Raw genomic sequence first — 24,764 nt, forward strand, 5'->3', positions numbered from 1 at the left:
CCGTCGGCGCGCAGCGCGCCTGCCGGGCTGACGCATGGCCGACGCCGAAGAACCCGATATTCTTGCAGCCGCGATCGCGGGCGACCGCGACGCTTTCGAAGCCTTGTTGCGACGCCACTATGACCGCATCCACGGCCTCGCGTGGCAATTGACCGGATCGCGCGCCGATGCCGACGACATCGCGCAGGATGTCTGCTGTATCCTCGCGGAGAAGCTCTCCGCCTTTCGCGGCGACGCCAAATTCACGACCTGGCTGTGCAGCGTCGTCTATAATGCCTGCCGCGATTTCCACCGGCGGCGGTCGGCCTTTACGCGGTTCACCGGGCGGCTGAGTATCATGGCGGGGCTGGCGCGGGGTCCCGACGGCCGCGACCTGTACGACGCGGTTTGGATTGAAAGCGCGATCGCGCGGCTGAAACCCGAGCTTCGCGATACCGCGGTGCTGATTGCCGGGCAGCAGCTGTCGCATGCCGAAGCCGCGCAAATCCTGGGGATCGCCGAAGCGACGGTGTCCTGGCGAATGCACGAGATCCGGCGTCAGCTCGCGGCGAATCCCAGCCCCGACGACTGACCGCGCGGCGCACCGGAATTTTTTTCGCAAAGGCCGCCAAGGATTTCCCGCGCCCGCGCGTCCCAGGGACATGCGGGCGATTGTGCGCCGCTGTTGCCAGGGAGACATGTCATGTCCCGTTTCTATCTGACGCTTACCGCGGGCCTCTCGATCACGCTCGTCACCGCCTGCTCGCAATCGAACGAAGCCGATATTGCGTCGCCGTCGTCGGAGGCGACCGCGCCGGCCCCAAAGGCCGAGCTCGAAGAGCATGCCTCGGACATCGTCGTCACCGGACAGCGGGTCGCCCCGCACGTGATGGACGCGCCGGTGGCGATGTCGGTGATCGGTTCGCAACACATCGCATCGCCCCCGCCCCCGCCGGCACAGGCCCGCAAACTGGTCGTGACGGGCAGCGCCATTCGCGCCCCCTATCCCGATCGGATGATGCCCTGGTATCAGGATGTCGGCCGCGACAAGTTCACCTCGACGCAGGAGAATGCGTTCAAGATCGCGCGCGACGAACCCGTGTCGACCTTTTCGATCGACGTCGACACCGCCTCCTATTCCTTTGTCCGCACGTCGCTGAACAACAATGCGCTGCCGCAGCCCGCCGCGGTGCGGACCGAGGAGCTGGTCAATTATTTCCCCTATGATTATGCGGCGCCGCGCAGCGCGCAACAGCCTTTCTCCTCGAATATCGCGGTCTTCCCCAGCCCGTTCACAGCGGGCCGCAAGCTCGTTCGCATCGGGATCAAGGGCTATGCGATCGAACGCGCAACGCGGTCACGCGCGAACCTCGTCTTCCTGATCGACACGTCGGGATCGATGAACGCGCCGAACAGGCTGCCGCTGGTCAAGAAATCGCTCGGCTTGCTCCTCGATCAGCTCGATCGCAACGACCGCGTATCGATCGTGACCTATGCCGGCAATGCGGGCACCGCGCTCGAGCCGACGCCGGCGAGCCTGAAAGGCAAGATCCTCGCGGTGATCGACCAGCTCGGCGCGGGCGGCAGCACCGCGGGCGCCGAGGGCATCCGCCAGGCCTATGCGCTCGCCGAGCGCAATCTCGACCCCAACGGCGTCAACCGCGTCGTCCTCGCGACCGACGGCGACTTCAACGTCGGCATCACCAATCAGGACGAGCTGAAGGGATATATCGAGCGTGAGCGCGGCAAGGGTATCTTCCTCTCGGTCCTCGGCTTTGGCATGGGCAATTACAACGACGCGCTGATGCAGACGCTCGCCCAGAACGGCAACGGCGCCGCCGCCTATATCGACACGCTCGGCGAAGCGCGCAAAACTTTGGTCGACGAGGCCACCTCGACGCTGTTCCCAATCGCGAAGGATGTGAAGATCCAGGTCGAGTTCAACCCCGCGACCGTCGCCGAATATCGGTTGATCGGCTATGAAACGCGGATGCTGAACCGCGATGATTTCGACAATGACAAGGTCGACGCGGGCGATGTCGGTTCGGGGCAGACGGTCACCGCGATCTACGAGATCGTTCCCGTTGGCGGACCGCGCACGATGGGCGACCTCAGATACAGCAAGCCCGCGCGGCGTACCGTAGCCGCGCCGTCGAGCGAATATGGCTTTGTGAAGATCCGCTACAAATTGCCGAAATCGGATCGCCGCCAGCTGATTTCGACCCCGATCGATCGGCGCGTCGAATTCGCCCGCTTCGCCGATGCGCCGCAGGACGCTCGCTTCGCGACCGGGGTCGCGGCCTTTGCCGAACTGCTCCGCGGCGGACGCTACAGCGGATCGATGACCTATGACGATGTGCTGCAGATCGTCGGCGCCGCGCGCGGCACCGACGATTTCGGATATCGCATGGAGCTGGTCCAGATGGTCCGCGCCGCCAAGACGGCGGGATCGATGGCGAAGCTGGAACGCTGATCATGGTGTGGCGGCGTTTCGACGAGGCGCCGCCGCATTCGCGCCGCCCGTTTCGGCTGGTCGATCGAGATATTCGACCGCCGCGATATTGTGCGTATAAGGCCAGACGATGCTCATGCCCCTTCTCTCGCGCGCGCTGTCTCGACACGGTTCGAAATTGCGCCAGAACGCGCCGGAGGCAACGTGGCCATGACGGGCGATGACGAGCTGAAAGCGTTCCTGCCCGAACCGCCGCCGCCCGCCCCGAAGCGGCGCGAGGCGGCGATTGCCGACGCACTTGCCCGCTTCGACGGCGCCCCCGCACCTGAGGTCGCGCTTCGACCGGCGAGAGCATCCTGGTGGGCCAATCTTTGGCGCCCGCAGGCCGGGCTGTTCGCGACCGCCGCGCTGGTCGCCACGATCAGCCTGCCCTTCGCATGGACGGCATTGGATCCGGGCGCGCCGGCCGCCGACGAACAGATTGCGCGCGAGACGGGCGAGCCGGCACCAACGGTTGTGGACAACCAGGCCGAAGTGCCCGCTCCCGTCGCGATCGCGGCACCGCCGTCCGCAAAGAGCAGCCCTGCCGCCGAGCAAGTTGCGGCGGCGCCACCCGCCGTTTCCGCGCCAGCGCCGAAGCGCGTCGAACTCGCGCAGGCGCCCCCCGCCGCGTCGGCAGCAAAAGCCGAGGAACGGGAGGCGATCACCGTCTTGGCGCAACGCGTGGCGCGTCCGGTCCAGGATGCGCCGTCCGCCATTTCGGCCTATTCATCGAGCGAAGTCGCCGAGGATTCGGCCGTCGTCACGGGATCGCGCATCGCGGCGCGCGGCGCCGCAAGGCGCGGCGACTGGAACGCCTGCACGGTGAACGATCCAAGTCAGGCGCTGTCGCGGTGCAAAAAGCTGGCAAACAGGGGTGCGAAAGCCGTTCGGGCGCAAGCCGATGCGCATCTTGCCGACGGGCTGAAGCAGGCGTGGGAGGGCGATATCGACGGCGCGATCACCGCCTTCGACCAGGCGATTGCCGTCGCGCCCGACCTGTCGGTCGCCTACCTCAATCGCGGCCTCGCCTACGACCGCCAGGGCGAAAGCGCGCGCGCGATCGCCGATCTCGACCGCGCGGTCCGCCATGCCCCGCAATCGGCGCGCGCCTATTATAATCGCAGCCTTCTGCTGCGAAAGCAGGGCGATACGAAGCGCGCCGAGGTCGACGAACAGCGCGCGATCAACCTCGACTCCCGGTATCAGGCGGTACGGCAGCCGCGCGAACGCGATTAAACGGGACCGGTCGAATAGATCCCGGAAAAATGCGCGTCATCCACGCCCTCGGGTGCGGACGCGCCACCGAGCCGGTGATAATCCTGTACAATCTGCGACAGCGCCGACAGCGCCAGCGTCGCCGGATCGCGCGTCGCCGGGATGAGTCCCACCGATGTGCGAAGCTTTTCCTGAAGATCCTCGCGCACGCCGGCATCGCGCAAGGCGTTCCGCCGGACATCCTGCGTCCGCTCGCTCCCGATCGCCCCGATGTAAAAGGAACGAAGCTGGAGCGCGCGCGGCAGCAACTCCTCTTCCCAGTCGCGATCGTGAAAGACCGAAATGATCGCGGTCCATGGATCGGTGACGAGCGGCGGCAAGTTCGTGCGCGAAGTCAGGCGGACGGTGTCGAAACCTTCGGCATCCAGATCGGCAAGCGCCCGTTCGTCGGGGGAAAGCACGCTGACCTCAGCGCCGAAGGCGGCGGCGAGACGCGCCAGCGCGGTGAGTTCTTCGCCCTGCCCCATCGCGACGATATGAAGCTTCGGCGTATAGCCGAGGCGGAAGCTCCCATCCTCCCAGCCGGCGATCGCGCGCGCACCAGTGATCGTGTCGAAATGCACGCCGTCGTCGTCCAGCCGCAGCGCCGCCAACTCCCGGCGATCATGCTGCGCCAGCGCCTGTGCGATCGCATGCGGATCGGGTCGCGGATTGAACAACAGGTCGATCCCGCCGCCGCACGGAAGCCGGATGTCGAGATAGGGCGACCCCGCGCCGAAGCGCACGAGCTTTGCGCGGCCGTCGGATAGCGTTCCGATCGCTTCGGCGACGACCGCCGCCTCGATGCAGCCGCCCGAGAAGGAACCGAGGTATCGTCCGTCCTCGGCGACCGCCATCTGGGCGCCGATCGCCCGCGGCGACGATCCCTCGATCGCGGTGAGCGTGACGAGGATCGTCCCGACGCCCTCTTCCGCACGGGCTAGGACAAAGCGCAATATGTCGGCCGGCGTGGTTGCTATCATCTGCGATTTGCTTTGAAGTCAGCCGGCGCGCAAAGCGCGCATGAAGGAACGAGAGCAATGGTCGAAGCCGCGAACATCGCCGTCATCCTGCTTGCCGCGGGAACATCGCAGCGGTTCGGGACCGACGACAAGCTGCTGGCGCCGCTCGCGGGCGAACCGCTGGCGCTGCACGCGGCCGGGCACATCGCCCAGCTTGCGCCGCGGCGCCGCATCGCCGTGTGCCGCGACGACCATGACGCGCTCGCACGGTTGCTGGCGTCGCACGGCTTCGAAATCATCGCCAATCCGAACCCCGAGCAGGGACTCTCGCGATCGCTGTCGTGCGGCATTGCCGAAGCGGCGCGGGGGCCGGACGCCGCGGCGATGGTCTGCCTCGCCGACATGCCGTTCGTCGGCGCCGGCCATCTGCGCAAACTCATCGCGCGCTTCGATCCGTTGGCGGCGCCCGTGGTGGCATCGACGAATGGCGATGCGGCGATGCCCCCCGCGCTGTTCGCCCGCGCGCTGTTCGATACGCTGCGCAGCGGCGAAGGCGACCGGGGCGGCAAGGCCTTGCTGGCCGATGCCGCACTCGTCCCCGCCCCTGCCGGCGAGCTGGTGGACATCGACCTGCCGGACGATTTGCACAAATGAAATCCCCCTCTCACGCTGGCGATCACACCATGTCCGGCAGCTTGCCCAGCAGCTTGTCGAGCGTGATCGGGTAGTTGCGGACGCGCACGCCGGTCGCGTTGTAGACCGCGTTGGCGACCGCCGCCGCGACGCCGCAAATGCCGAGTTCGCCGACGCCCTTCGCCTTCATCGGCGAGGTGGTCGGATCGGCCTCGTCGAGGAAAATTACCTCCTGATGCGGAATGTCGGCGTGGACGGGGACTTCATAGCCGGCGAGATCGTGGTTGACGAAAAAGCCGAAGCGCTTGTCGACCGCAAGCTCCTCCATCAGCGCCGCCCCCGCGCCCATCGTCATCGCGCCGATCACCTGGCTGCGCGCCGCCTTGGGATTGAGGATGCGCCCGGCGGCACAGACCGCGAGCATGCGGCGGACGCGGATTTCGCCCGTCATCGCATCGACGCCGACCTCGACGAAATGCGCGCCAAAGGTCGATTGCTGGAATTTCTCGGCGAGGTCGCCATATTCCATATTGTCCTCGGCGACGAGTTCACCGTCGGCGGCGGCATCGCCGAGCGCGACGCTGCGCCGTCCGGCCTTGACCTTGCCGTCCGCAAAGACCGCATCGGACGCGAGGCCGAGTTTCTGCACCACCGCCTCGCGCAGCTTGACGCATGCGGCATAGACGCCCGCGGTCGAGCTGTTCGCACCCCACTGCCCGCCCGAACCCGCCGAAACCGGAAACGCCGAATCGCCGAGCTTCACCACGACCTTGTCGAGCGGCACACCCATCATTTCGGCGGCGGTCTGCGCGATGATCGTATAGGTGCCGGTGCCGATGTCGGTCATGTCGGTCTCGACCGTCACGATCCCCGATTTGGCGAGGCGAACGCGCGCCGCCGAGGGCCCGTTGAGGTTGTTGCGGAACGCCGCGGCGACCCCCATCCCGACCAGCCAGCGCCCGTCGCGCGTGACACCGGGCTTGGCGCGCTTGCTCCAGCCGAACTTGTCGGCGCCGGTCTCGAGGCATTTGTTGAGCTGGCGCTGCGAAAAGGGCCGGCTCGGTTTTTGGGGGTCGACCTGCGTATCGTTGAGGACGCGCAGCGCGACCGGGTCCATGCCCAGCTTCTCGGCCAGCTCGTCGACCGCGATCTCGAGCGCCATCAGCCCCGGCGCCTCGCCGGGCGCCCGCATCGCATTGCCTTCGGGCAGGTCGAGCACCGCAAGGCGCATCGCGGTCATGCGATTTTCGCCGGCATAGAGCAGGCGCGTCTGCGCCACCGCGGTTTCGGGGCCGCCGCCGGGCAGGTCGCCCGACCAGCTTTCGTGGCCGATCGCCGTTAGCTTGCCGTCGGCGGTCGCGCCCAAGCGGACGCGCTGGATGGTCGCCGGGCGGTGCGTCGTGTTGTTGATCATCAGCGGCCGGGGCAGCGCGACCTTGACCGGCCGCTTCGCCGCCTTCGCCCCCAGCGCGGCCAGCAGCACATCGGCGCGATTGAACAATTTCCCGCCAAAACCGCCGCCGATATAGGGCGAGTCGAAGCGGATATTCTCCTTTGGAATGCCGAGCGTCTTCGCCATATCGCCGACCGACCAGGCGATCATCTGGTTCGACGTCCAGACGGTCAGCTTGTCACCCTCCCACGCGGCGATCGTCGCGTGCGGCTCCATCATCGCGTGGCTGTGATCGGGGGTCGTATAGCGCGCATCGAGCTGCACCGGCGCTGCGGCGAAGGCGGCGGCGAAATTGCCGACGGCGCTGTCGGGTTCGGTGCCGAAAGAGGCTTTCGGCTTGATCGCGGTGTCGATCGCGGCGGCGAGGTCGTAAGCGCCCTTGCCGCGCGCATATTCGACGCGGACGAGCGAGGCGGCGGCGCGCGCCTGTTCGAAACTGTCGGCGACGACGAGCGCGATCGCCTGATGATAATGTTCGATATCGGGGCCGCCGAGCAATTTTGCGGTGTTGAAATCGCCCTTCGCCAGCTTGCCCGCATTGTCCGCGGTGACGATCGCGATGACGCCGGGCGCAGCTCGGGCGTCGTCGAGGTTCATCGACGCGATCCGTCCCTTGGCGATCGCCGATCCGACGACATAGCCATAGGCCTGGTTCGCCGCGACATCGTGCCGTTCATAGGCATAGGGCGCGGTGCCCGTCGTCTTGAGCGGCCCGTCGATGCGGTTGGTGGGTTTGCCGACGATCTTCATCTGATCGATCGGGTTGGTCCTCGCGGGCGTGTCGAATTTCATGGCTCAGCCCTTCGCTTGCGCCAGCACCCCGGCGAGCGTGCGCTCGACGAGGGGCAGCTTATAGGCGTTTTCGTGGGTGGTCTTGGCGCCCGCGAGCAGGCCGTCGGCGACGGGCGTCGCGCCGCGCGGCAGCGCCGCCTCGGCGGCTTCGACGCGCCACGGCTTATAGCCGACCCCGCCAAGCGCCACACGGCCAGTGCCATCGCGCTGGACGATCGCGCCCACCGCGATCAGCGCAAAGGCATAGGAGGCGCGGTCGCGGACCTTGTGATAGATATGCGTCCCGCCGACGGGCTTCGGCAGCGTGACCGCGGTGATCAGCTCGCCTGGCGCCAACACCGTCTCCAGATGCGGAGTCTTGCCCGGCGCGCGATAGAAATCGGCGATAGGGATTGCGCGCGCCTTGCCAGCCGCGTCGACCGTCTCGATCGCGGCATCAAGCGCGCGCATCGCCACCGCCATGTCGCTGGGATGCGTCGCGATACACGCGTCGCTCGCGCCGACGACCGCGTGCAGCCGGTTGAAACCGCCGATCGCGGCGCAGCCGCTGCCGGGCTGGCGCTTGTTGCACGGCTGGTTGGTGTCGTAGAAATAGGGGCAGCGCGTCCGCTGGAGCAGATTGCCCGCGGTCGTCGCCTTGTTGCGAAGCTGCCCCGATGCGCCCGCGACCAGCGCGCGGGTCAACAGGGCATAGTCGCGCCGCACGCGCGCGTCGCTCGCAAGGTCGGTGTTGCGAACCATCGCGCCGATGCGGAGGCCGCCTTCGGGCGTCGCCTCGATCTTGTCGAGCGCGAGGCGGCTGACGTCGATGAGGTGGCTCGGCGTTTCGATCTCGAGCTTCATCAGGTCGAGCAGGTTGGTGCCGCCCGCGATGAAGCGCGCACCGGGCGTCCGGGCAAAAGCCGCGGTCGCCGCCGCCGCGCTGTCGACGCGTTCGTAGGTGAAGCTTTTCATGCCTTCACTCCCGCCACATCGGTGATCGCATCGATGATGTTCGAATAGGCGCCGCAGCGGCAGATATTGCCGCTCATCCGCTCGCGCAGTTCGACCTTCGTCACCGCCGGGGCGGCGGCGAGGTCGGCGGTGACATGGCTCGGAACTCCGGCCTTGATCTCGTCGAGCACCGCGACCGCCGAACAAATCTGACCCGGCGTGCAATAGCCGCATTGATAGCCGTCGTGCGTCACGAACGCGTCCTGCATCGCATGCATCTTGTCGGGGGTGCCGAGGCCTTCGATCGTTGTGATCTTCTCGCCCTCGTGCATCACCGCCAAGGTCAGGCAGCTGTTGATCCGCCGCCCGTCGACGATCACGGTGCAGGCCCCGCACTGGCCGTGGTCGCAGCCCTTCTTGGTCCCGGTCAGATGCAGATGCTCGCGCAGCGCGTCGAGCAGCGACGTTCGCGTGTCGAGCTCGAGCTCGCGCGCCGTACCGTTCACCTCGAAGGCCACTTTGGCGGTCGGCAGAGATTTGGCAGCAGGCGTGGCGGCCGTCGCCGTCCCGATCGGGACCAGCGTCACCGTCGCGACCGAGGCCGCACCGCCCACCAGCACACCGCGCCGGGACAGCTCATATTCTTCTGGGGTCTGCATCGCGTTCGTCCGTTTCTGTTCTGTTTGCCAATGGGCGCGAATACCCACGGGAAGGTTCAGGCAGTCGATACCGCGCGGCTTATAAGGACCGCGTCGGCACAGAAAATTCGGATTCCTGATACACCGGTATCATAGTGTGGGACCGGGGAACAGACGCTGGTCCATGCGATCGCGTGGCAAGTCGATTGCGGACCTGAAATGAGGGCGCTAGCGACGAGCCATGACATCGGTTCGTTTACGCCCGCCGGCGCTCGGCGCTGCCCTTCGCTCGCTTGGCCTCGCCGCATCGCTGATGGCGGCGGCGCCGTCGTACGCGGCCGAACAGGCGCTTTACACCAATGTGTCGGTGATCGACGGCACCGGCGGTCCCGCGCAAACCGGGCAGGATATTTTGATCGACGGCGAGCGGATCGTCGCGGTCGGCGCGCACGGCACGCTGGCATCGCGCGCGGCGACGGCGCGCCGGGTCGACCTCTCCGGCCGCTTCGTCATCCCGGGGCTTATCGACAGCCACGTCCACCTCGCCACCCCGCCGAACCGGGTGCGCGCCGAGGCGATCCTCCGCCGCCAGCTTTATGGCGGCGTCACCGCGGTGCGCGACATGGCCGACGATCTGCGCGCGGTGGGCGAGCTTTCGCGCGCGTCGCTCGTCGGCGAGATTCCCGCGCCCGACATCTATTATGCGGCATTGATGGCGGGGCCGTCCTTTTTCGAAGACCCCCGCGTCCTCGCGGTCAGCAGCGGCTTCACGCCGGGCACCGCGCCGTGGATGCAGGCGATCGACAAAAAGACCGACCTCCGCACCGCGGTCACGCTGGCGCGCGGCACGTCGGCGAGCGCGATCAAGATTTACGCCAACCTGCCCGCTGAGCGCGTGAAAGCGATCACCGCCGAGGCGCACCGCCAGAAATTGATGATCTGGGCGCACAGCGCGGTCTTCCCTGCCCGTCCCGTCGAGGTGATCGCGGCGGGCGTCGATTCGGTCAGCCATGTCTGTTATCTCGGCTACGAAGCGCAGCCCGAAATGCTCGCCTCCTATCAGGACCGCACCCCGGTGGACGAGGCACGCCTTGCACCGACCGGCGACGATCCGGTCGTCGCGCGCCTCTTCGACGCGATGCGGAAGCGCGGCACGATCCTCGACGCGACCGGCAGCCTGTTCGTCAAATTCGAGGCCGCGCGCAAAGCCGGCCCAGGGGCCAAGCCGCTGCGTTGCGGCGGCGCCCGCACGATCCGCCTGACCCAGCAGGCATGGCGCGCGGGGTTGCCGATTTCGACCGGCACCGACTTCGTCAATCCCGCCGGCGACGCCTGGCCCGAAGTCCACGCCGAGCTTCGCTATCTGGCGAAGGACGTTGGCATGCCGCCGCTCGCGGTCATCCATTCGGCGACGCTCGTCGGCGCGCGCGCTGCGGGGCAGGACAAGGATATGGGATCGATCGAGCCCGGCAAGCTCGCGAACTTCGTCGTGCTGGCGGCGGACCCGCTCGCCGACATCGGCAATATCGAACGTATCGAAATGACGGTGAAGCGCGGCCGCGAATATCGGCGCGCCGACTATATCGCGCCGACCGCGAAGGAGCTTGGGAATGACGATTGACCGGCGCGCGATGCTTGCGGGTGCGGCGGGACTGGCTGCAACCTCGCTGCTGCCGGGAACTACCCACGCCGCCGCCCCTGACGGCCGCAAATGGGTGATCGTCAATGCGCTCGGCGGTCTTGCCGATCCGAATATACGTGACGCACCCGATCCCTTTTCGCCGCGTGTGCTGGCTGAGGCGCATGCATCGGGCGTCACCGCGATCAACTGCACGCTCGGCTATGTCGCGGGCCCGGCCGAACCGTTCGAAAAGAGCGTCGCCGACGTCGCCGAGATGGATATGCTGCTGCGCCGCTATCCGCGCGACCTTATCAAGATTTTGAGCGCGGCCGATATCCGCCGCGCCAAGGCCGAAAAGAAGATCGGGATCATCTACGGCTTCCAGAACGGCGCGATGATGGGCAAGGACGCGGGCCGCGTCGACATCTTCGCCAACATGGGCGTGCGCATATTCCAGCTCACCTATAATCCGGCGAACCAGCTGGGCGACGGATCGATGGCGCCGGGCAATCGCGGGCTGACGCCGTTCGGGCGCGAAGTCATCGAGCGGCTCAATGCGCAGAAGATGATCGTCGATCTGTCGCACAGCGGCGAGCAAACCTGCCTCGAAGCCGCGCGCGCATCGAAGGTGCCGATCTCGATCAACCACACCGGTTGCCGCGCGGTCACCGACCTGCCGCGCAACAAGAGCGACGCCGAATTGCGGCTGGTCGCCGAAAAGGGCGGCTTCGTCGGCATCTATTTCATGCCCTTCCTGAACGTCTCGGGCCACGCCCGCGCCGAGGATGTCGTCGCGCATATCGACCATGCGGTGAACATCTGCGGCGAGGATCATGTCGGGATCGGCACCGACGGCACCGTCGGCCAGATCGACGATCTTCAAGCATACGAAGCCGTGCTCGCCAAGGAGATCGCCGAGCGCCGCGCGGCGGGGATCAGCGCGGCGGGCGAGCGGCCCGACACCTATCCTTTCGTCGTCGACCTGCGCGGGCCTGACCAGTTTCGCAAGCTGATCGGCCTGCTCGCCGCGCGCGGCTATTCGAGCCGCCCGATCGAGAAGATCATGGGGCTCAATTTCCTGCGCCACGCCGAAAGCGTCTGGGGTGGCTGATCCGATCCGCTTCATCGACGCGGCCGAGGTCCGGCAGCGGCTCGACCACCGGACGTGCATCGACCTGATGCGCCACGCGATGATCGCGCTCGCCGAAGGGCGGAGCCGGCAATTGCTGCGCGGCATCATCGACCTCGACGGGGGCGACATGTTCGGCGTGATGCCCGGCGCGCTCGACGGCGCGGGCTTTGGCGCGAAGATCATCAGCATCTTCCCGGCCGCCGCCGCGCATGGCAGCTCGCATCAGGGCGTCATCATCCTGTTCGACCGCACGAGCGGGGCGCCGGTGTGCGTGATCGACGCCAGCGAGGTCACCGCGATCCGTACCGCCGCCGCATCGGCAGCGGCAACCGACGCACTCGCACGGCCCGAAGCGCGCCGTCTCGTGATCATGGGGACCGGCGAGCAGGCATGGCACCATGTCGCCGCCATCCGCCATGTGCGGCCGCTTGACGACGTGCGAATTTGGGGCCGGTCGCCCGAAAAGGCGGAGGAGCTTGCCGGCCGGATCGCCGACGATTTCGGCCTTCCCGCCCAGACGGCGGCGTCGGTCGCCGACGCCGCGGAGGGCGCCGACATCATCTGCACGCTGACCGGCGCGGCCGAGCCCTTCCTGCTCGACGCGCATGTCGCCGACGGGACGCATATCAACGCCGTCGGCTCCAGCCGCGCCGGCCCGTCGGAAATCGACGAAGCGCTTGTCGCACGGGCGCGTTTCGTGCCCGATCATCGCGAGGGCGTGCTGGCACAAGGCGCCGAATATCTGCGCGCACGCGAGGCGGGGCTCGTCACCGAAGCGCATATCCTGCCCGAGATCGGGCACGTCTTTTCAGGCTCCAGTCCCGGCCGCCTCGCGGCATCGGACGTCACCATCTATAAATCGCTGGGCTCGATCGTACAGGATCTCGCCTGCGCGGCCTGGCTTTGGAAGATGGACCTCGATCGCGTATCCGGGGCATAACCGGCCGCCTCTATGCCCGCGTCATGGAATTCCTATTCCTCCGAATAGGCTGCATGCGCCGCGGCGATGCGGTAAGGAAAATCATGATTATCGAACCGACTCGCCCCTCTCGTGGCGCGTCCATGACCACGAAGCCGGCCTGACCCGCCATGGCGGACTATGTCTTCAAGCCCCACGAGCGGCCGACCCTGCCGGGATCGCCCGCCAATCCCGATCATCCGACCGCGCGCATGGTGCGCCATTTCCTGATCGGCTGCCTGATCGGGATCACCGGCGGCCTCGGCAACGCGCTGGTCACGGTCAACCTCAACTTCGCGCAGGGGACGTTGGGGCTCAACAGCGACGAAGCCGCCTGGCTGACCGCCGCCTATTTCATGACCAACGTCACCGCGAACCTGCTGCTCGTCAAATATCGCCAGCAGTTCGGGCTTCAGCCATTCATCCGCTACACGCTCGCCGCCTATGCCGTGACGACCCTGATGCACCTGTTCATCCACGATTTCTGGACCTCGGTCGCGGTGCGCGCGATGAGCGGGATAGCGGCAAGCGGCCTCTCGACGCTCACTATCCTTTATTTCTTCCAGTCGCTTCCGGCATCGAAGCGGCTTGCCGCGGTGATGATCGGCATCGGCATTCCGCAGATCGCGACACCGCTCGCGCGCGTGCTCTCGCCCGGGCTGCTGGTCTGGGGCGACTGGCACAATCTCTACTGGTTCGAATTCGGGCTGGCGCTGGCGACGCTCGCCGCGGTGATGGCGCAGCCGCTGCCGCCGAGCGAGCGCGAAAAAGTATTCGAGCCGCTCGATTTCCTGACCTTCGGCCTGTTGGCGCCGGGGTTGTGGCTGCTGATCGCGGTGCTCTCGCAAGGGCGAATCCAATGGTGGACCGAACGGCCGTGGATCGGCTGGTCGCTGGCGGCGAGCGTCGCGCTGATCGCCGCCGCAGTGCTCGTCGAACATCACCGCAAGAATCCGCTGATCAACACGCGCTGGCTCGGCACCCGCGAGATGCTCCGGCTGATCGCGGTGGCCGCATCGGTCCGCATCCTGCTGTCCGAACAGGCGTTCGGGTCGGTCGGTTTTCTGAGCACCGTCGGCATGATCAACGACCAGATGGTCACGCTGAACCTGATCATCATCATCGCCTCGATCGCCGGCCTGGCCACCGCCGTGCTGAGCTTTCGTCCGGCCCATCTTTCGCAACCGATCATCTTCGCGCTTGTGCTGATCGTGATCGCATCGTTCATGGATGCCCATACGACCAACCTCACCCGGCCAAGCCATTTCTACCTCAGCCAGGCACTGATCGGCTTTGCTTCACTGCTCTTTCTTGCGCAGGCGATGGTGATCGGCATCGCGCGCACCCTGCTCGCGGGCGGCAAGAATTTCATCAGCTTTGTCGTGATCTTCAGCATGAGCCAGAGCATTGGCGGGCTCGCCGGCGGCACCCTGCTCGGGACCTTCCAGACGGTTCGCGAGAAATATCATTCGCACGAACTGGTCCAGAACATCGTCGCGACCGACCCGCTGGTCGCGGCACGGCTGGGTGCGGGTAGCCGCGCGGTTGCGGGGACGGTCGGCGACCCCACGCTGCGCAATGCCGAAGGCGCGGCGCTGCTCAGCCAGCAAGTCACGCGCGAGGCGCATATCCTCGCGTATAATGATGTTTTCCTGCTGGTCGGCGTGCTCGCGATCCTGATGACGATCTGGGGCTTTATGATCAGCCGTTCGATCCGTCGACGAAACGAGCCGTCGCCGGTAATATTATTGGTACAGCGCGCGCAGTCACAGGCACAGGCACAGGCACAGGCTCAACAGGAACAATGACATGAGCGACGAGAAAGTCGACGCCCCGAAACCCGAACCGGAAATCCCGGCGCCGGCGCCCGAAGCGCAGGCCGCCGCGCCCGCATCCGCCGCTCCGGCCGATCCGCAGGTCGATCCGCCGTCGTCCTGGCGGCCGCCCGACAAGTCACCCACGGCCGTGATCGCGATTGTCACGGTCGCCGTGCTCGCGATCCTCGCGATCCTCTACGCATGGAATCTTCCGCCGTTCTCCGGCTGGTCGGAAGAGACCGACAACGCTTATGTCCGCGGGCGGGTGACGATCATCAGTCCGCAGGTCAGCGGCTATGTCACGCGCGTGCCCGTGCAGGATTTCGCCGAGGTCAAGGCGGGCCAGATCCTTGCGACGATCGACGACCGCATCTATCGCGCGCGCGTCGCGCAGGCCGAGGCCAATGTCGCAGCGCAGCAGGCCGCGCTCGCCAATTCGGCGCAGGCGCAGCGCTCGCGCGAGGTCGCGACCGACAGCCAGAATGCCGGGATCGCCAATGCGCAGGCGCAACTGACCAGGGCCGACGCCGATATGCGCCGCGCTCGCGCGCTGGTCGCCGACGGTTCGATCTCGACGCGCGAATATGACCAGACGCGCGCGGCGCTGCTCGCGGCGCAGGCGGCAGTGCAGCAGGCGCGCGCCAGCCGCGCGATCGGGACGCAGGACGTCCGTACCGTGGTGGTCGGACGCGCCGGGCTCGAAGCCGCGGTCGAATCGGCGAAGGCGCAGCTTCGCCTCGCGCAGATCGACCTCGATAACACGATCATCCGCGCGCCCGCCGACGGCCAGCTGTCCGAAATCGGCGTGCGCGTGGGTGCCTATGTCACCGCCGGCACGCAATTGCTGTCGGTCGTCCCGCACCATGTCTGGGTCATCGCGAACTTCAAGGAAGCCCAGACCGGCAACATGGCGATCGGCCAGCGCGCGCGCTTCAGCGTCGATGCTTTGGGCGGCGCCGAACTGACCGGACGGATCGAAAATCTTTCGCCGGCGGCGGGGTCCGAATTCGCGGTGCTCAAGGCCGACAATGCCACGGGTAATTTCGTCAAGGTCGCGCAGCGCATCGCGGTGCGGATCAAGATCGACGACAAGCAACCGGTGGCTGCGCGGCTGCGGCCCGGCATGTCGGTCGAGGTCCGTATCGACACAAGCGGCGGATCGAAGCGATGAAGGCGCGGCTCGCGCTGACGGCCGGGCTGGCGGCTGCGCTCGCGGCCTGCGCCGGCCCGAACGTCAGGGCGACGAGCGTGGCGCCCGTCGCGCCGCCGGTGGCATGGCGAACCGATGCCGATCCGGCCGCGCCGCTTCAGCGCGACTGGTGGCGCTCGTTCGGCGATCCGACGCTGGTCGCGCTGGTCGACAAGGCGCTGGCCAACAACAGCGACATCGGCGTAGCGGCGGCGCGCATGCGCGAAGCGCGCGCCAATTTCGCGCTCGCGCGGGCGCAGACGTTGCCGACGATCGATGCGGCGATCAGCGGCGGGCGGTCGCGCTCGGTCAGCGCGTTCGGCCAGCCCTCCGAACAGAATTTCGCGCAGCCGCAAATCCAGGTCGCTTATGAAGTCGATCTGTTCGGCCGCCTTGCCGACCAGAAATCGGCGGCACGCGATAGCTGGTTCGCGAGCGAAGCGGCGCGCGATGCCGTGCAACTGTCGATCGCCGCCGCGGTGGCGAACAACTATGTCACGCTGCGCAGCCTCGATGCGCGGCTGGAGGTCGCGCGCGATACGGTGCGCGCGCGATCGGAATCGCTGCGCATTGCGAAATCGCGCGTCGGGCAAGGCTATTCGCCCAAGCTCGAGCTTCAGCAGGCGCAAGCCGAATATGACGCGACCGCGCAGATCGTGCCGCAGATCGAACTCGCCATCGCGCGAACCGAGGATGGTTTGAGCGTGCTGGTCGGCGACACACCCCGCGCGATCGACCGCGGCACGACCCTCGACAGCCTCGCCGTTCCCGCGGTCCCGGGCGGCTTGCCGTCCGAACTGCTGCGCCGCCGGCCCGATGTCGCGCAGGCCGAATATCAGCTCGCCGCGTCGGACAAGAATCTCGCCGCGGCGCGCAAGCGTTTCCTGCCGCAGGTGCGCTTGACCTCGGCGGCGGGCGCGGCCTTCTCGACCCTGATCGGCGACCCGATTTCGATCTGGTCGGTCGGCGGCAGCATCCTTGCCCCGATCTTTCAGGGCGGCAGGCTGACGGCGCAGGCCGAAGCCGCGGGCGCGCAGCGCGATCAGGCGGCTTTCGCCTATCGCCGCACCGCGCTGACCGCCTTCCGCGAAGTCGAGGATGCGCTCGCGGCGGTCAGCCGGATCGACGCGCAGATCGCATTCGCCCAGTCGCAGCGCGATGCGCTCGCCGAGGGGCTGCGGCTCGCGACCAACCGCTATCGCGAAGGCTATTCGCCCTATCTCGAACAGCTCGACGCCCAGCGCGGGCTGCTCGGCGCCGAACTGTCGCTGATCCAGCTCCGCGCCGATGCACTCGCCGCGCGCATCCAGCTGTTTCAGGCGATGGGTGGCGGTTGGACGAACTGCAGGGCGTCCGAATCCCCCTGCGCGCCGGCGCCCTGACGCCCCGCCTCGTTTAGACCGGAACGGCCGCTGACCGCCGCGCGCTGGGCAGCGGCTCGGCCTCCGCCGCTCGCCCGAATGGGATTACTCAGCGAAATCGGACCGTCCAGATCCGAAAAGATGCCGGTTGAAGAATCCGGATTTTTGAAACATGGCTTTTGGCGTAAAAACACTTTGATTCATGGGATTATCGGCCCAAGTCGCTCGACTTCTCCACAACATATTTTCTATAATTGAAAATTATGTCTTGATCGGGGTTGATTTTTCCAAAATTTCCGACTTTATAGAAAATCGCAAACCCGAGGATCGCAGGAGCCTCGCGGTAAAAAACATAAGCGAGCACCGGACAGCTACATGCCGTCCACAGGCGAAGGGGATAATTATGAAGTTCGTTCAATCCGGCTTGTATGCGGGCACCGCCCTGTCGATGCTGGTCAGCCTGAACCCGGCCTATGCGCAGTCCGCCGACACCGCGACCGACGTGGCTTCAAACGAGGAAATCGTGGTCAGCGGCTCGCGCATTCAGCGCGAAGGCTTTGACGCGCCGACCCCGACGACGGTGATCGGCGAGGCCGAGCTGGCGCTGGGCAACCGCCCGAGCATCGCGCAGGTGCTGAACGACACCCCCCAGTTCCGCGCAACTTCGACGCCGTCGACGACGCCCGGTAACACCAGCAGTGGCGTCTCGACCGCCGACATGCGCGGCCTGGGATCGGTTCGCACCCTCACCCTGCTCAACGGGCACCGCTTTGCCGGCGCCAACGACCTCAACATCGTGCCGCAAAGCCTGGTCAAGCGCATCGACGTCGTCACCGGCGGCGCGTCGGCGGCATGGGGTTCGGGCGCGGTCGCGGGCGTGGTCAACATCATTCTCGACGATGATTTCACCGGCTGGCGCATGGGCGTCCAGAGCGGCATCTCGTCGCGCGGCGATATGGCGCGCTACGGCGCCGACATCGCGTGGGGCACCGACTTCGCCGGCGGCCGCGGCCATTTCATGGTCGCGGGCGAATATATGAACGAACGCGGCGCGCTCAGCCGCGACGACCGCCCCAATCTGGAGGCGGGCCTGTTCCAACGCGCCGACAACAAGCTGGAACTGGTGCGCGACCCCAATTCGACCCAGCTTTACAACGGCGGCTCGATCCTCGGCCTCAACGGCGCGCCCCGCAATCTGGTGTTCAATCCCGACGGCAACATCGGCGCCTTCCCGCTCGGCAGCGTCACAAACGGCGTCACGACGATCGGCGGCGGCGGTCAGAATATCTTCGACTATGTCGCGGTCAGCACGCCCTATGAGCGCATCAACGCTTTTGCCCGCGCGAGCTATGACCTCACCGACACGCTGAAAATCTGGGCCAATTTCAGCTTCCACCGCATGTCGGCGGACTATAACTTCTTTCCCGAGACAGTGGCGGGCGTGAACACCATCATCAGGCCCGACAATGCCTTCCTGACCCAGGCGAACCGCAACCAGCTCGCCGCGGCCGGCGTCGTCGGCCCCTTCATTCTGGGCCGTGTAATGGACGATGTCGGCGCCTCGGGCGTGATGACGTTCAAGTACAGCCGTCGCAATCTCGAGGGCGCGATCGGGCTCGAAGGCAGCTTCGGCGACGGCTGGAAATATGACGCCTATTATAACCATGGCGAAATCCGGCTCAACCAGCGGCTCAACAACCAGCGGATCAAATCGCGCTTCGACAATGGCGTTGATTCGGTCCTGGTGAACGGCACGCCGACGTGCCGTATCAACGCCGACGCCTCGACGACCAACAACGACCCCAATTGCGTGCCGATCAACCTGTTCGGCAATGGCAGCATTTCGGACGCGGCGGCGGCATGGGCGTTCGGCGGTTCGCATCTGATCTACACGATCAAGCTCGATGCGGCGGGCGCCAGCGTTTCGGGCCAGCCTTTCTCGACCTGGGCCGGCCCCGTCGACATCGCCTTCGGCACCGACGTCCGCTGGGAAAAACAGGTCACCAACTTTGTCGACCCGCTGTCGCTCGCCAACGCGCTCGGCACGCTCAATTCGTCGGCGACGAACGGCAGCTTCAACGTCAAGGAAGCCTTCGCCGAAGTGAACGTGCCGCTGCTCGACATCACCGACACGCTGAAGCTCGAAATCAACGGCGCTGCGCGCTATTCGGATTACAGCACCAGCGGCGGGATCTGGTCGTGGAAGACCGGCGGCACGCTGCGCGTCGTCAACGACCTGCTATTCCGCGCCGTCTATTCGCGCGACATCCGTTCGCCGAACATCACCGAATATTTCCTCAACCGCTCGACCAACATCGGCACTGTCCTCGATCCCTTCCGGGGCCAGAACGGCACCGTGCAAAACAATGTGTTCGTTTATGGCGGCGGCAACGCCAATCTGACGCCCGAAATCTCGCATACGCTGACCCTCGGCGGCTCTTACTCGCCGTCGTTTGCGTCGGGCCTGCGTCTGTCGGTCGATTATTATGACATCGACATCGACAATGTGATCACGTCGGTCACCGCGAACGACCTGCTCAAACAGTGCGCCGCTACTGCGCCGAACGACCCCACTTGCGGCGGCATCATCGTCCGTGAAGCCGATGGCTCGATCGGGTCGATCACGAACATCTTTCGCAACCTCGCCAACTACCGCACGCAGGGCCTCGACATCGAGGCGTCGTACCGCATGCCGCTGGGCGACGGGACCCTGTCGTTCCGCGCGCTGGCCAATCATGTCTTCAACCTGAAGATCAACGGCGCGGAGGTGTCGGGTTACGTCGGCGGCGACACCGCCTTCTCGACCCCGAAATGGCGCGGAACGGGCACGATCGCCTTTGACAACGACAGCTTCGGCGCGAACCTGCGTGTCCGCTACGTCGACGGCGGGCTCGACCGCCCGCTGACGGTCGTGAACGGCGTTCCGGTGGAGATCGTGAACAACAAGGTGGGCAGCCGCACCTATGTCGATCTGGGCGCCCAGTTCAAAGCGGGACCGTTCACGCTGTTCGGCAACGTCAACAACCTGTTCGACCGCGATCCGCCGATCACGACCTATACCAGTCCCAATTTCGACGTGATCGGCCGCTATATTTCGGGGGGCGTGAAGCTGAGCTTCTGATCCTTCTCAACAGTTAGTCCCGGGGGCAGCGGTATCGACGATACCGCTGCCCTTTTTGTTGACGGCGGGATGGCTGCTGCGAGGCGATGCTTTGACCTTGGGCGAGAGGCGTTATCCGGATCACCCACCTCTTAAAGCCACAAAGGCCCCGCACGCACACATCGATTTAGTGTTCTTTGTGGCCTTAAGGACTGGGCTTAAAGCGACAAAGGATACGCATGTGCGCATCGAAATTGTCTCCTTTGTCGCTTTTACCGCCGTTTGCGGAAAGCCACGATTTCAAAGAGCGGGCCCCAGGCTGGCATAGTGCCATAAAGTAGGACAGCGTTTTTTCCGCTCAGCCTATGTCCGCCTTGGGGTGGAAAGCCGACGTCCTCTACCGTGAAACTAGACCATCCATCCAACTGGTTTCGATCAAGCGGTGTGAACAGTCTTCGACGCTGATTGTTGTCGGGCTCGGCGATATGATGGGCTCGTCCTCGGTGGACAAACACACGAGCGCTTCCCCATCATATCCATAATGAACGCTACGGCAGCTCACGAGGGAGCGTATCGACATCCATTTCCCGCTGTTTGGGTCGCCATTATCACGCAGTATCTGACGTAGCATTTGTAGATCGCTGATCCTGATCGCTTCCACATGACCGTATCGCAAGTCCGGAGGGATGGAAGGATCGGACACCTCGTTTACATTTCTCATAGCGAACAATGCCGGATCGACCGACACGTGATGTTCGATAAGGCCGGCTATAGGATCAATACACTTCTGAATGCGTGCATCGATTGCTGCCTCGTCGATGTTGGCAGCGATCACAGGTGCGATGAGGTAGAGCTTCATTTGATTGGCATAGACCGATAGGGAAAGTCCGCAACCGGTCGTTTCCTGCCGCTCGAGAGCGCAGCGTCGCGGACGGGCGATATGGGATGGGGAGCCGCCGTTCCCTTCTTCGTCATCCCGGACTTGATCCGGGACCCACCGCGGTGCTGGAAATCGTGGACCCCGGATCAAGTCCGGAGTGACGATGATGGAAATATCCTCCCCGTCGCGCAACGATGGGGAGATGGCAGCGCCTTTCGACTGCCTTGCGGGCGGCGCAGCGCAGACGGAGAGGCCCCGGTCGAGCCCCTCCGTCTTCAGGGAGAGTGTCAGTAATTCACCGTCATCGCGATCAGGCCGAAGGTCCATGCGACATAGAGCGGCATGATCGTCGCGAAGAGCAGCAGCAGCGCCCAGAGGGTGCGGAACCAGCCGCGCTTTTCCTGACGGACGATACGAAGATTCCATGCCGCGAGCAGGGCGCTGCCGACGAGGACGATCAGCCCGGCGATCTGGAGGAACCAGAGCCACGGATCATAGGAGGGCAGCGCCTTCAGTTTCGACATGCTGATCACCCACGCGGCGACCAGCGCGAGCACCAGCCCCGCCGCAGCACGGACGCCGCGATAGACGCGCAGCGAACGGCGTTCGAGCGTCAGCGGTGCCTTGTAGTGGCGGCGGATCAGCGCCGCGATCGGCCACTGGAGCAAGGTGATCAGCAAGACGCCGAGGCTGATGTACATCGCGGGCATGATCCACGCCGCCGATTTCGACGCCGGCGCGCGGTCGAACACCATGAAGGGCGAGATGCCGTCGATGCTCCAGCGCACGGCCTTGCCGTCAACCACCTGCGCGGCAAGCCGGCCGTGGCCGTCGGCGTTGTGCCAGACGAAGGGCGCGGTCTCGACCCATTTCGCGGGTTTTCCGTTGAGGTCGCGCGCGGCGGGGACGACGAGTTCGCCCTTGGGACCGACGCTGATCTTCACTTGCCCGAGCAGCGAGGCGATCGCGTAGAAATTCGTCTCGGCGCGGCGGCTGTTGAGCCAGTTGCCGGCGAGCATCCTCGCATGTTCGGCCGACGTCTTCGCATCGACGCGCGTCGCGGGCATTTCGTTGCCTGGCAGATAGCGATCGGCGAAATCCTCGAACAAAGCGCGGCGCACGGGACCGACCGACGCTTGCTCGCCCGTCGCGTTGAACGACATATAGAGGCCGATATTCTCGTTGGTGAAGAGGTGGAGCGCGGTGTGGAACAGCTGCGTGTCGCCGAGATGCGCGATCACCTGCCGCCCGTTGATGTTGGTTTCGAAAAAGCCGAGCTCCATGCGGTTGAGCGGCGGCAGGATCGTCAGCGGCGTGTCGTGCATCATCCGCGCGGTTTCAGGCTTCATCAGCCCCGCGCCCCGGTTCAGATGCGCGATCATGAATTTCGCCATATCGGCGCCGGTCGATGAGAGACCGCCCGCGGGCGACGGACCGACGATCTCGAACTTCGAAGGGCCCGCCGAAAGCTGGCGATAGCCCGTCGCCATCCACGGCGCGAACGCCTTGGGAAGCGGCTGGCGGAAGGTCGACTGTGCCATGCCCAGCGGCTGGAAAATGCGCCGTTCTACATAATCGTCGAACGACATTTTCGTCACGCGTTCGACGATATAGCCCGCGAGCGCGGTGCCATAGTTCGAATAGGAGGGCGTCGTGCCCGGCGTGTAGATGCGGTTCGGGATACCGCCCTTCACAAGATCACCGAGCGGAATCTGGAACTTCTTGTCCTCGAACATGGTGAGCTTGCCATGTTCCTCGAACCCCGCGGTGTGCGTCATCAATTGGCGCATCGTGACGGGCTTGCCGTCTTTCAGCGGAATCTTGAAATCGAGGTAGGTATTGACGTCGGCGTCGAGGTTGATCCTGCCCGCCTCGACCTGTTGCATCACCGCGGTCCAGGTAAAGAGCTTCGACACCGATCCGGGGCGGAACAGCGTGCGCGCGGGATCGACCGAGGTGCGCTTCGCGGCGTCGGCATAGCCGAACCCGCGCTGTGTCAGCACCTGCCCGTCCTTGACCACGACGATCACCGCGCCTGCGAGGTCGCCGCGCTTGAGCGCGAACGGGACAAAGCCGTCGAGCCAGCTGTCGACGTCCTGCTTGGTCAGCGTCGCTGAGGGTGCGAGCGGGGTCGTTACGGGCGGCGCTGCCTTTTGTTCTGCTACCGCCGGTTTCGGCGCGAGAGCCGGCGCCAGCGGCGTTGCAGGCTTTGTCGCCGCGGTGCCGAGCATCATGGCGAGCGGCAGCAGCGCGAACAGTTTCATCGAGCGCATCGTCATTCTCCCGCTGCCCGCACCACGACGCCGCGCGCCATGACGAAGCCCATGGTTTCGAGGCTGCGCACGTCGGTCAGCGGATCGCCCTTCACCGCGACGATGTCGGCCGATTTGCCTGCCGCGAGCGTGCCGATTTCAGCCTCAAGCCCGGCATGCGTTGCCGCCCACACAGTTGCAGACTTGATCGTCTCGAGCGGGGTCAGCCCCGCCTTCACCATCAGCGCGAATTCGCGGGCATTCTCGCCATGTTTCGACACCGCGCTATCGGTCCCGAACGCGATGCGCACACCGCCTTCGTGCGCGCGGCGGAGGGCGTCGACCATAAGCGGGCCGACGGTGCGCGCCTTGGCGCGAACCGGGGCGGGCATCCAGTCAGCGGTTTCGGCCTGCCGCGCGACGGTATCGCCGGCGAGCAAGGTGGGGACCAGATAGCTTCCCTTTGCCTTGAACAGCCGGATCGATTCCGCATCGAGGTAGGTGCCATGTTCGACCGAATCGACGCCGGCGCGGAGCGCAGCATTGACGCCGTCGGTACCATGCGCGTGCGCCGCGACCTTGCGGCCGAGCCGGTGCGCGGTGTCGACGATCGCGACGAGTTCGGCGTCGCTCATCTGCTGGCCGAGGCCGGCGGCGGTGTTCGACATCACGCCGCCGGTCGAGGCGGTCTTGATGACGTCGGCGCCCTGCTGCACCGCCAGCCGCACCGCGCGCGCGCAATCGTCTGCGCCCGAGCAGAGCGTCGGCGAGCGGAACAGGTCGATGATTTCCTGACGATAGCCATGGACATCGCCGTGCCCGCCATGCGCGGCGACGCCGCCCGCGGCGATGATGCGCGGCCCCACGACCTTGCCCGTCGCGGTCGCATCGCGCAGCGCGTTGATCGCCTGCGGGTCGGCGCCGAGATCGACCACGGTCGTGAACCCGGCGCGCACGGTGCGCTTGGCGAAGACGACGCCGTCGAATGCCTGATCGACCGTCGACTTGGTCACCGCGTCGAGGCGGCTTGTCGGGCTCGATTCAAAGGTCAGGTGGACGTGGCTGTCGATAAAGCCCGGCATGACGAACTGGTCGCTGAGGTCGACGATCTTGCCCTCGCCGACGAAGCCATCGCGGATTTCGGCGACCTTTCCGGCGGTGACGACAATCGTCTTGTTTGTTTCGACGCGGCCGCTCGCCGGATCGGCCAGCAAACGCCCGGCGTGGATATAGGTGGTCGCCGGCGTGTCCTGCGCCGCGGCGGGCTGAACCAGCGCCACGAGCGCGAGGCCGGCGAAGATCGTCTTTTTCATCAT

General features: G+C 65.8%; 18 protein-coding genes. 11 read left to right on the forward strand and 7 right to left on the reverse strand.

What is annotated here, in order from left to right; genetic code table 11:
- The first annotated feature begins 34 nt into the window (after positions 1-34).
- From V8J55_RS16180 to V8J55_RS16190, 3 genes are all read left to right on the forward strand, one after another.
- A complete protein-coding gene (locus tag V8J55_RS16180) occupies positions 35-571 on the forward strand; it encodes an RNA polymerase sigma factor (protein WP_336446616.1) in 537 nt (178 codons plus the stop codon).
- Positions 572-682: 111 nt separating this feature from the next.
- Positions 683-2,452 carry a vWA domain-containing protein gene (locus V8J55_RS16185; RefSeq protein ID WP_336446617.1) on the forward strand — a complete coding sequence of 590 codons (1,770 nt, stop codon included), beginning with the start codon at positions 683-685 and terminating at the stop codon, positions 2,450-2,452.
- Positions 2,453-2,641: 189 nt separating this feature from the next.
- A complete protein-coding gene (locus V8J55_RS16190; RefSeq protein WP_336446618.1) occupies positions 2,642-3,709 on the forward strand; it encodes a tetratricopeptide repeat protein in 1,068 nt (355 codons plus the stop codon).
- On the opposite strand, the gene V8J55_RS16195 is transcribed toward V8J55_RS16190, so the two are convergent.
- Positions 3,706-4,710: an XdhC family protein gene (locus V8J55_RS16195; protein ID WP_336446619.1), complete on the reverse strand. Its 1,005-nt coding sequence runs from the start codon at positions 4,708-4,710 to the stop codon at positions 3,706-3,708. The two genes, V8J55_RS16190 and V8J55_RS16195, sit on opposite strands and share 4 nt — an antisense overlap.
- A gap of 57 nt (positions 4,711-4,767) precedes the next feature.
- Here V8J55_RS16195 and V8J55_RS16200 point away from each other — a divergent pair, with 57 nt between their 5' ends.
- Positions 4,768-5,343: a nucleotidyltransferase family protein gene (locus V8J55_RS16200; RefSeq protein ID WP_336446620.1), complete on the forward strand. Its 576-nt coding sequence runs from the start codon at positions 4,768-4,770 to the stop codon at positions 5,341-5,343.
- Between the two features lie 22 nt (positions 5,344-5,365).
- Here V8J55_RS16200 and paoC read toward each other — a convergent pair whose 3' ends face one another.
- Genes paoC through paoA form a run of 3 tightly spaced genes read right to left on the reverse strand, consistent with a single transcriptional unit; the run spans position 5,366 to position 9,159 of the window.
- Positions 5,366-7,567, reverse strand: coding sequence for an aldehyde oxidoreductase molybdenum-binding subunit PaoC (gene paoC, locus V8J55_RS16205; RefSeq protein WP_336446621.1), 2,202 nt, complete (start codon positions 7,565-7,567; stop codon positions 5,366-5,368).
- 3 nt (positions 7,568-7,570) lie between these two features.
- Positions 7,571-8,521: an FAD binding domain-containing protein gene (locus V8J55_RS16210; RefSeq protein ID WP_336446622.1), complete on the reverse strand. Its 951-nt coding sequence runs from the start codon at positions 8,519-8,521 to the stop codon at positions 7,571-7,573.
- Positions 8,518-9,159 (reverse strand): aldehyde dehydrogenase iron-sulfur subunit PaoA, encoded by a 642-nt coding sequence (gene paoA / locus V8J55_RS16215; RefSeq protein ID WP_336446624.1) that lies wholly within the window; start codon positions 9,157-9,159, stop codon positions 8,518-8,520. The genes V8J55_RS16210 and paoA overlap by 4 nt, the downstream gene beginning before the upstream one ends.
- A 220-nt stretch (positions 9,160-9,379) precedes the next feature.
- Here paoA and V8J55_RS16220 point away from each other — a divergent pair, with 220 nt between their 5' ends.
- The 7 genes from V8J55_RS16220 (at position 9,380) to V8J55_RS16250 (ending at position 20,337) form a co-directional block, all read left to right on the forward strand.
- Positions 9,380-10,759: an amidohydrolase family protein gene (locus V8J55_RS16220; RefSeq protein ID WP_336446625.1), complete on the forward strand. Its 1,380-nt coding sequence runs from the start codon at positions 9,380-9,382 to the stop codon at positions 10,757-10,759.
- Entirely contained in the window at positions 10,749-11,870 is a 1,122-nt protein-coding gene (locus V8J55_RS16225; protein WP_336446626.1) for a dipeptidase, read from the forward strand. The genes V8J55_RS16220 and V8J55_RS16225 overlap by 11 nt, the downstream gene beginning before the upstream one ends.
- A complete protein-coding gene (locus V8J55_RS16230) occupies positions 11,863-12,831 on the forward strand; it encodes an ornithine cyclodeaminase family protein (RefSeq protein ID WP_336446627.1) in 969 nt (322 codons plus the stop codon). Before V8J55_RS16225 ends, V8J55_RS16230 begins: the two co-directional genes overlap by 8 nt.
- Positions 12,832-12,980: 149 nt before the next feature.
- On the forward strand, positions 12,981-14,657 hold the full coding sequence (locus V8J55_RS16235) for an MFS transporter (RefSeq protein ID WP_336446628.1): 1,677 nt from the start codon (positions 12,981-12,983) through the stop codon (positions 14,655-14,657).
- 1 nt (position 14,658) lies between these two features.
- On the forward strand, positions 14,659-15,837 hold the full coding sequence (locus tag V8J55_RS16240) for an HlyD family secretion protein (RefSeq protein ID WP_336446629.1): 1,179 nt from the start codon (positions 14,659-14,661) through the stop codon (positions 15,835-15,837).
- Complete coding sequence (locus V8J55_RS16245) at positions 15,834-17,237, forward strand: efflux transporter outer membrane subunit (RefSeq protein WP_336446630.1); 1,404 nt, start codon at positions 15,834-15,836, stop codon at positions 17,235-17,237. Before V8J55_RS16240 ends, V8J55_RS16245 begins: the two co-directional genes overlap by 4 nt.
- A 382-nt stretch (positions 17,238-17,619) precedes the next feature.
- Positions 17,620-20,337, forward strand: a complete 2,718-nt coding sequence (locus V8J55_RS16250) for a TonB-dependent receptor plug domain-containing protein (protein WP_336446631.1) — start codon at positions 17,620-17,622, stop codon at positions 20,335-20,337.
- A 376-nt stretch (positions 20,338-20,713) separates the two neighbouring features.
- Here the strand turns inward: V8J55_RS16250 and V8J55_RS16255 are convergent, their stop codons facing one another.
- From V8J55_RS16255 to V8J55_RS16265, 3 genes are all read right to left on the reverse strand, one after another.
- Positions 20,714-21,175: a hypothetical protein gene (locus V8J55_RS16255; protein ID WP_336446632.1), complete on the reverse strand. Its 462-nt coding sequence runs from the start codon at positions 21,173-21,175 to the stop codon at positions 20,714-20,716.
- 308 nt (positions 21,176-21,483) lie between these two features.
- Entirely contained in the window at positions 21,484-23,469 is a 1,986-nt protein-coding gene (locus V8J55_RS16260) for a serine hydrolase domain-containing protein (RefSeq protein ID WP_336446633.1), read from the reverse strand.
- Between the two features lie 2 nt (positions 23,470-23,471).
- Positions 23,472-24,761: a metal-dependent hydrolase family protein gene (locus V8J55_RS16265; RefSeq protein WP_336446634.1), complete on the reverse strand. Its 1,290-nt coding sequence runs from the start codon at positions 24,759-24,761 to the stop codon at positions 23,472-23,474.
- Between the last annotated feature and the right edge of the window lie 3 nt (positions 24,762-24,764).

Source organism: Sphingopyxis sp. CCNWLW2 (assembly GCF_037095755.1).
In the GTDB taxonomy this organism is placed as follows: Bacteria; Pseudomonadota; Alphaproteobacteria; order Sphingomonadales; family Sphingomonadaceae; genus Sphingopyxis.

What these genes read in the sequence shown, in the direction of transcription:
- V8J55_RS16185 (WP_336446617.1), top strand. Translation starts at nt 683, where the DNA reads ATGTCCCGTTTCTATCTGACGCTTACCGCGGGCCTCTCGATCACGCTC.
- V8J55_RS16190 (WP_336446618.1), top strand. Translation starts at nt 2,642, where the DNA reads ATGACGGGCGATGACGAGCTGAAAGCGTTCCTGCCCGAACCGCCGCCG.
- V8J55_RS16235 (WP_336446628.1), top strand. Translation starts at nt 12,981, where the DNA reads ATGGCGGACTATGTCTTCAAGCCCCACGAGCGGCCGACCCTGCCGGGA.
- V8J55_RS16195 (WP_336446619.1), bottom strand. Translation starts at nt 4,710, where the DNA reads ATGATAGCAACCACGCCGGCCGACATATTGCGCTTTGTCCTAGCCCGT.
- V8J55_RS16265 (WP_336446634.1), bottom strand. Translation starts at nt 24,761, where the DNA reads ATGAAAAAGACGATCTTCGCCGGCCTCGCGCTCGTGGCGCTGGTTCAG.
- V8J55_RS16200 (WP_336446620.1), top strand. Translation starts at nt 4,768, where the DNA reads ATGGTCGAAGCCGCGAACATCGCCGTCATCCTGCTTGCCGCGGGAACA.
- paoC (WP_336446621.1), bottom strand. Translation starts at nt 7,567, where the DNA reads ATGAAATTCGACACGCCCGCGAGGACCAACCCGATCGATCAGATGAAG.
- V8J55_RS16255 (WP_336446632.1), bottom strand. Translation starts at nt 21,175, where the DNA reads ATGAAGCTCTACCTCATCGCACCTGTGATCGCTGCCAACATCGACGAG.
- V8J55_RS16210 (WP_336446622.1), bottom strand. Translation starts at nt 8,521, where the DNA reads ATGAAAAGCTTCACCTACGAACGCGTCGACAGCGCGGCGGCGGCGACC.
- V8J55_RS16180 (WP_336446616.1), top strand. Translation starts at nt 35, where the DNA reads ATGGCCGACGCCGAAGAACCCGATATTCTTGCAGCCGCGATCGCGGGC.
- V8J55_RS16225 (WP_336446626.1), top strand. Translation starts at nt 10,749, where the DNA reads ATGACGATTGACCGGCGCGCGATGCTTGCGGGTGCGGCGGGACTGGCT.
- V8J55_RS16245 (WP_336446630.1), top strand. Translation starts at nt 15,834, where the DNA reads ATGAAGGCGCGGCTCGCGCTGACGGCCGGGCTGGCGGCTGCGCTCGCG.
- V8J55_RS16240 (WP_336446629.1), top strand. Translation starts at nt 14,659, where the DNA reads ATGAGCGACGAGAAAGTCGACGCCCCGAAACCCGAACCGGAAATCCCG.
- paoA (WP_336446624.1), bottom strand. Translation starts at nt 9,159, where the DNA reads ATGCAGACCCCAGAAGAATATGAGCTGTCCCGGCGCGGTGTGCTGGTG.
- V8J55_RS16250 (WP_336446631.1), top strand. Translation starts at nt 17,620, where the DNA reads ATGAAGTTCGTTCAATCCGGCTTGTATGCGGGCACCGCCCTGTCGATG.
- V8J55_RS16220 (WP_336446625.1), top strand. Translation starts at nt 9,380, where the DNA reads ATGACATCGGTTCGTTTACGCCCGCCGGCGCTCGGCGCTGCCCTTCGC.
- V8J55_RS16260 (WP_336446633.1), bottom strand. Translation starts at nt 23,469, where the DNA reads ATGCGCTCGATGAAACTGTTCGCGCTGCTGCCGCTCGCCATGATGCTC.